The organism is Flavobacterium sp. (assembly GCF_043720215.1).
Lineage (GTDB): Bacteria > Bacteroidota > Bacteroidia > Flavobacteriales > Flavobacteriaceae > Flavobacterium.
The window spans coordinates 1-6,116 of the sequence record NZ_JAYSSZ010000006.1 but is presented as its reverse complement, the minus strand read 5'-3'; the positions used below and the strand labels follow the sequence as shown (position 1 = coordinate 6,116).

General features: G+C 29.9%; 6 protein-coding genes. 3 read left to right on the top strand and 3 right to left on the bottom strand.

All coding sequences use genetic code 11. From position 1 onward, the window contains the following. On the top strand, positions 1-1,232 hold a 1,232-nt coding region (locus ACHZC3_RS00390; protein WP_394757901.1), incomplete at its 5' end, for a S8 family serine peptidase. A gap of 84 nt (positions 1,233-1,316) precedes the next feature. On the opposite strand, the gene ACHZC3_RS00385 is transcribed toward ACHZC3_RS00390, so the two are convergent. Continuing rightward, positions 1,317-2,249 (bottom strand): DUF6427 family protein, encoded by a 933-nt coding sequence (locus ACHZC3_RS00385; protein WP_394757900.1) that lies wholly within the window; start codon positions 2,247-2,249, stop codon positions 1,317-1,319. Between the two features lie 132 nt (positions 2,250-2,381). Between ACHZC3_RS00385 and ACHZC3_RS00380 the strand changes: the two genes are divergently transcribed. After that, a complete protein-coding gene (locus ACHZC3_RS00380) occupies positions 2,382-2,612 on the top strand; it encodes a uracil phosphoribosyltransferase (protein ID WP_394757899.1) in 231 nt (76 codons plus the stop codon). Here ACHZC3_RS00380 and purD read toward each other — a convergent pair. Beyond that, entirely contained in the window at positions 2,604-3,878 is a 1,275-nt protein-coding gene (purD, locus tag ACHZC3_RS00375) for a phosphoribosylamine--glycine ligase (RefSeq protein ID WP_394757898.1), read from the bottom strand. The genes ACHZC3_RS00380 and purD overlap by 9 nt on opposite strands. Positions 3,879-4,001: 123 nt before the next feature. Here purD and ACHZC3_RS00370 point away from each other — a divergent pair, with 123 nt between their 5' ends. Further along, complete coding sequence (locus ACHZC3_RS00370; protein ID WP_394757897.1) at positions 4,002-5,312, top strand: phenylacetate--CoA ligase family protein; 1,311 nt, start codon at positions 4,002-4,004, stop codon at positions 5,310-5,312. Here the strand turns inward: ACHZC3_RS00370 and ACHZC3_RS00365 are convergent. After that, the gene (locus ACHZC3_RS00365) at positions 5,309-6,061 is read right to left on the bottom strand and encodes a glycosyltransferase family 2 protein (protein ID WP_394757896.1); all 753 of its coding nucleotides are present in this window, start codon (positions 6,059-6,061) and stop codon (positions 5,309-5,311) included. The two genes, ACHZC3_RS00370 and ACHZC3_RS00365, sit on opposite strands and share 4 nt — an antisense overlap. Positions 6,062-6,116 lie beyond the last annotated feature (55 nt).

The window sequence follows — 6,116 nt, the reverse complement described above, 5'->3', positions numbered from 1 at the left end:
ATCTTCCATACTTTAATGGAAATATAAGAGATTCTCTTTTATATATGAAAGCTTCTAATACATATAAAGAAAATAAAGCTTATTTAATTGATTTGCAGAAATATACCTCCGAAAATCTATCTAATTATAGAACAGGTCAAAAAATATTTGAAGAATCATTTAGTAAAAAAAACTTCCGTCTTGAAGAATTTGATAGCCTATACAAAAAAAACAGCGGCAATAATGAACTAAAAAAATCAATTTGGTTCTTGAGAAATATGTACAGGCTGGGTAAAAATTTGGAAGTGTTAAAAATAGATAGTCTAAAAATCGAAGAAGAACTTAAGTTTACTTATAATGAATCATTTTATGATAGAATTGTTTTAGGAGATAATGAGTTAGATTTAAAAGACATTCATTATGGAAGTAATGATATGTGGAGTAAATCCAAAAAACATTATCATGGAACCATTGTCGCAGGTATTTTAGCAGCTAATAGAGTTAACAAAAAAGGTGTAAAAGGGTTTAGTGATCAAATTAAAATTATGGCTATCAAAACTACACCTAACGGAGGCTCTGAAAATGATAAAGATGTTGCTTTAGGAATTAGATATGCGGTTGACAATGGTGCAAAAATTATTAACATGAGTTTTGGGAAAACATCATGCCTGCATCCTGAATGGATTAAAGAAGCCATACTTTATGCCGAAACTCATGATGTTATTGTGATTGCAGGAGCTGGAAATAATTCTTGGGACAATGACATAAATACTTTTTATCCTATTGATTATGACGAGCAAACAGGAAAAGAATATTGCAGTAATTTTATTAAAGTTGGAGGTACAACTTTAGATGGGAACAAATATTTTTTACTTCCTAGCACAAATTATGGTAATAAAACCGTTGATATTTTTGCTCCAGGTTATTTTCTAAAAACGACTGATCCAAACGTAGGATATTCTTACCGTGACGGCACATCAATGGCAAGTCCAATTGTAAGTGGCGTTGCTGCTTTAGTTCGTTCTTATTATCCAAAACTTACAGCGAGTCAAGTAAAACAAATCATCCTTGAATCAGGTGTGGCATATGATTTAAATGTTCAGGTACCAGGTGAAAAAGATGGTGTATTAAAACCTTTTAGAGAAATGTCAAAATCAGGGAAAGTCGTAAATGCTTACAATGCATTACTTATGGCTGCTGAATTTAGTAAAAAGAAAAAAACCAACCATAATAAACACATTTCCACAAAATAATCGCCATTTATCTCTAAATAAAAACTGCTTTTTTTATGAGAAGCTAAAGGTGTTTTTACTTCAAAACTTTATATTGTTTTTGGTTTACAACAACTGAAACACAAACGTAATTACACTTGCTAGTATAATTATTCCTAAAATAGATTCTTTTACCCAATATTTTTCTATTGTTTCTAGATAATTGGTAAGCATAATTGATACTGGTACAAAGGTATATATCAAGAAAGAATTGTCTTTATCTGGCGATATAAAAAACACGACTAGTCCAATTATAAAAGCAAAAAGTATTTTTCTATAAGACGATTGAAGGTTAGATAACTTGCTTGATAATATTAGAATCATACTTCCAAAAGCTACCAAAGCTGTAATGATATAGATGGACAAAGCAATATTCTGAAAAATTGTTTCTATATATCTTAGATCGAAGTCTATTACAATTTGTGAAAGGTAATTGTTAATAATTGTTGGGTTAAAAATTAATGCGCCAACCGTTCCCATAATCGCTACCGTTCCAAATGCTATAAAAGGGATTATCCAATTTCTATAATCTCTCGAAACGTGAAAAATAATAGAAACAAATACTAAAAGAATAAACAAAATACACCAAAAATGAAATAAACTAGCAGTAAAAATCCAGAACGAAGCATCAAAAATTTTCTCTTTTGGGGTTTTTAATGATTGCATTGATATTAACCTTCGCAAAGCCAATAAAATAAATCCGTTGGAAATAATTAAAGAAGTGTTTGACAAAGTTTTAGGAAACAAAATAAGAAAAACAAAAAACAATAAAAACGTATAACTGTTGTCTTTACTCAATCCGTTCTTTTTTGTTATAAAATTTGTTATAAATAATGAACCAACTAATAATAATAATAATATAATTTTTTTTCCTATTTCAAAAACTGAAATTGAACTATAATTAGACTGAAATTGAAACAATAAAAAGCATAAAACCAACAAAGAGGTTATTAAAATATAATTTATTGGTCGAGATTTACTAAAAACACTTGTTATCATGAGTAATTTTTATATTTTTGTAATGTAAATATAATACATAAAAAAGATGAAACGAGTCAAGTAACATTTTTTCCTTATTATAAATACAATGGCGAGTAACATCGAATACAATTAACAAATAAAATTAATGAGATGAAATCATTTTTTGAAGGAATACAATGGTTATTTGACAATATTATTTTAGCATTACATGAGGTTCTACGTCACCTTGAATTAAGCAATTGGTGGTTAGCTAATCTTGTTTCTTGGACTTTTATAATTATTGGTTCATACTATTCTTGGTACTGGATTAAGCAATTGCAATCTCATAAAGACAACAACGAAGAAAACCAAGATACTACAGCTCACTCTTTCTTAAAGTAAGTCGAAGCCAATATCTTTTCTAAAATACATCTTATCAAAATGTAGCTTGTCTATGTTTTGATAAGATTTTTTTATGGCTTCTTGAAAATCATTCCCAAACGAAGTCACTGCCAAAACTCTTCCACCGTTACTCACAACCTGATTGTTTTCAGTCTTTGTTCCCGCATGAAAAACAATAGATTCTGCTACATTTTCCAATCCAGAAATGACTTTTCCTTTTTCATAATCTTCAGGATAACCACCAGAAACAACCATAATTGTTGTGGCGCTTCTAGAATCGATTTCTAATGAAACTTCATCTAGTTTTCCGTTTCCTACAGCTTGGAATAATTCGACCAAATCCGATTTTAATCTAGGTATAACAACTTCCGTTTCTGGATCGCCCATTCTCACGTTATATTCAATAACAATTGGTTCGCCTTTTACGTTTATTAATCCTATAAAAACAAATCCTTTGTATTCTATTCCGTCTTTTTGTAAGCCTTCAATAGTTGGTTTTACAATTCGAGTTTCTATTTTTTCTAACAGTGTTGCATCTGCAAACGGAACTGGAGAAACAGCTCCCATTCCGCCTGTATTTAAACCGGTATCTCCTTCGCCAATACGTTTGTAATCTTTGGCTGTTGGTAAAATTTTATAATTTTTTCCATCGGTTAGCACAAAACAACTCAGTTCGATTCCGTCTAGAAATTCTTCAATCACCACTTTTGAACTTGCTGTTCCAAACTTAGCATGAACGAGCATATTGCGTAATTCTTCTTTGGCTTCCGCCAAATCGTGAATGATTAAAACACCTTTTCCCGCCGCTAATCCGTCGGCTTTTAAAACATATGGTGCTTGCAACGTTTCTAAAAAAGTACATCCGTTTTCAACTGTTTCGGCTGTAAAACTAGCATAAGCTGCAGTTGGAATGTTATGTTTTACTAAAAATTCTTTTGCAAATTCTTTACTTCCTTCTAGTTGTGCTCCTTTTTTAGATGGACCAATAACTGGGATATCTTTTAACTCCGCATCAGCTGCAAAAAAATCATAAATTCCAAGAACCAAAGGGTCTTCTGGACCAACAACAACCATCGAAACTTTTTCTTCTATTACAAATGCTTTGATAGCTTCAAAATCTAGAATGTTTAAATTTATGTTTGTTGCTATTTGAGCTGTTCCAGCGTTTCCTGGTGCTACAAAAAGTGTAGAACATTTTGAAGATTGTAACATTTTCCAAGCTAAAGCATGTTCTCTTCCGCCAGAACCAAGTAATAAAATTGTCATTGTGTAGTTGTGTTTGTTTGTTATGCAAAAATAGGTTCTTTTAAGTTTTGCTAAAAGGGTTTGCAGTAAAAAAATTAATGGAAATGAAGTTTGTTTTATTATTTTTGATGAAAATATGATTTAATGTTCAAATTATTCGATTTAACACTCAAATTAAATGGTTTTCCAATTGTGAAGGCTAAATCTGAATTTGATAAAATTATTTCATTCTCCGAAGAAGAACATCGTGTCTTTATTGAAAATAAAAAACGAGAAATAGTTGACTATCATCTTAAAAATAATTCATTTTATAAGGAATTAGTAGCTTCAAAAAACAGTACTACTTGGGATGATTTACCAATTCTTACTAAAAAAAATCTTCAAAAACCTTTGTCTGAAAGACTTTCAAAAGAGTATACAACAAAATCTGTATTTGTAAATAAAACTTCTGGTTCTAGTGGAGATCCTTTTATTTTTGCTAAAGACAAATACTGTCATGCTATTACTTGGGCTTCAATTATACATCGATTTGGCTGGTACAAAATAAATTTCAATACCTCTTTTCAAGCTCGTTTTTACGGGATTCCTTTAGATTTTATTGGTAATAAAAAAGAAAGAATTAAAGATTTTTTGAGTAACCGATATCGTTTTACAATTTTCGATTTGTCTAATGTGGTTTTAGAAAAAGTGTTGGTGAAATTTAAAACTAAAAAATTCGATTATATAAATGGATACACGAGTTCAGTTGTTTTGTTTGCTAAGTTTTTGCAATCCAAAAATATTGTTTTAAAAGAAATATGCCCAACGCTTAAAGTTTGTATGGTAACTTCCGAAATGCTTTTTGATGAAGATAAAATACTAATGGAAAGACAATTTGGAATCCCAATTGTGAATGAATATGGTGCTTCTGAGCTTGATTTAATTGCTTTTCAAAATCAAAATGGAGAATGGCAAATAAATTCCGAAACACTATTTGTAGAAATTTTAGATGAAGACAATACTGTTTTGCCTTATGGTAAAGAAGGCAGAGTTGTTATAACATCATTATACAACAAAGCACATCCTTTTATTAGATATGATATTGGCGATATTGGAATTCTAGACGAAAAAAGCACGTTACAAAAACCAATTCTTAAACAATTAATTGGTCGTACAAACGATGTGGCAATTTTACCTAGTGGCAAAAAATCTCCTGGACTAACTTTTTATTATGTTACAAAAAGTATTATTGAAGACGATGGAAATGTAAAAGAATTTGTCATCAAGCAAACTAAAATCGATACATTCGAGATTGATTATGTAAGTGAAAAAGAATTAGATTTAGAACAAATAAGCAAAATAGAAAAGGCCATTTCGCTATATCTAGAACCCAATCTAAATTTTATTTTTACAAGAAAAAACTCTTTAGAAAGAAGTAATCGTGGTAAACTAAAACAGTTTAAATCGATGATTTAGTTTCTATATTTCATAAATCCTCTATACATCCAATGTAACATGTAGTAAATAGAGGATAAAAAACTTATTTTTTCTACTTCTCTATAAAATTGCCATTGGTATTTAAGTAAGTTTTTTTTGTTTCTAGACAATGAGTTTTCTCTTATTCGGTAGATAGCTTTTGGTTCTTGAATTCCGTAAGCAAAAGGAATTTCCTTAAGATATTGCAACCATAATCCCATGTCTTGACGTTTTAAAACATCAGGCATTTTTTTTATTCCTAACGCTTCTACATTTATAAATGCTGTGAGACAACTTATTGAATTGGTTTTTAGAATGTCTGTATACGTTACTTTTTCTGGGACTATAAAGTCCGAATATATAAACTCTAACTCTTCATTTGAACGTTTGTATGACGAAAAAACAAAGTTTATTTTTTTTTCATTTATAGTTTTAATACTGTTTTCAATAAAGTCTGCGAACCAAATGTCATCGGCATCTAGAAATGTCATGTATTTTCCTGTAACTTTCTCGATTCCGAAATTTCGTGCTTTTGCAGCACCCGAATTTTTATTTAATTGAAAAAGGTGAATTCTAGAATCTTCATCCATAAAATTTTGAATGATTTCTACCGTTTCGTCTTTAGAACAATCGTCAACAATAATCATTTGCCAATTACGATGTGTTTGGTTTTGAACAGATTGAATAGTTTCAGCAATATATTTTGCAGAATTATAAGTTGGTGTAATTATTGAAACAAGTTCATTCATATTTAATATGCTTTTTCTTGTCCTCTAAAAATATTAATTATTGTCAGAACTATAA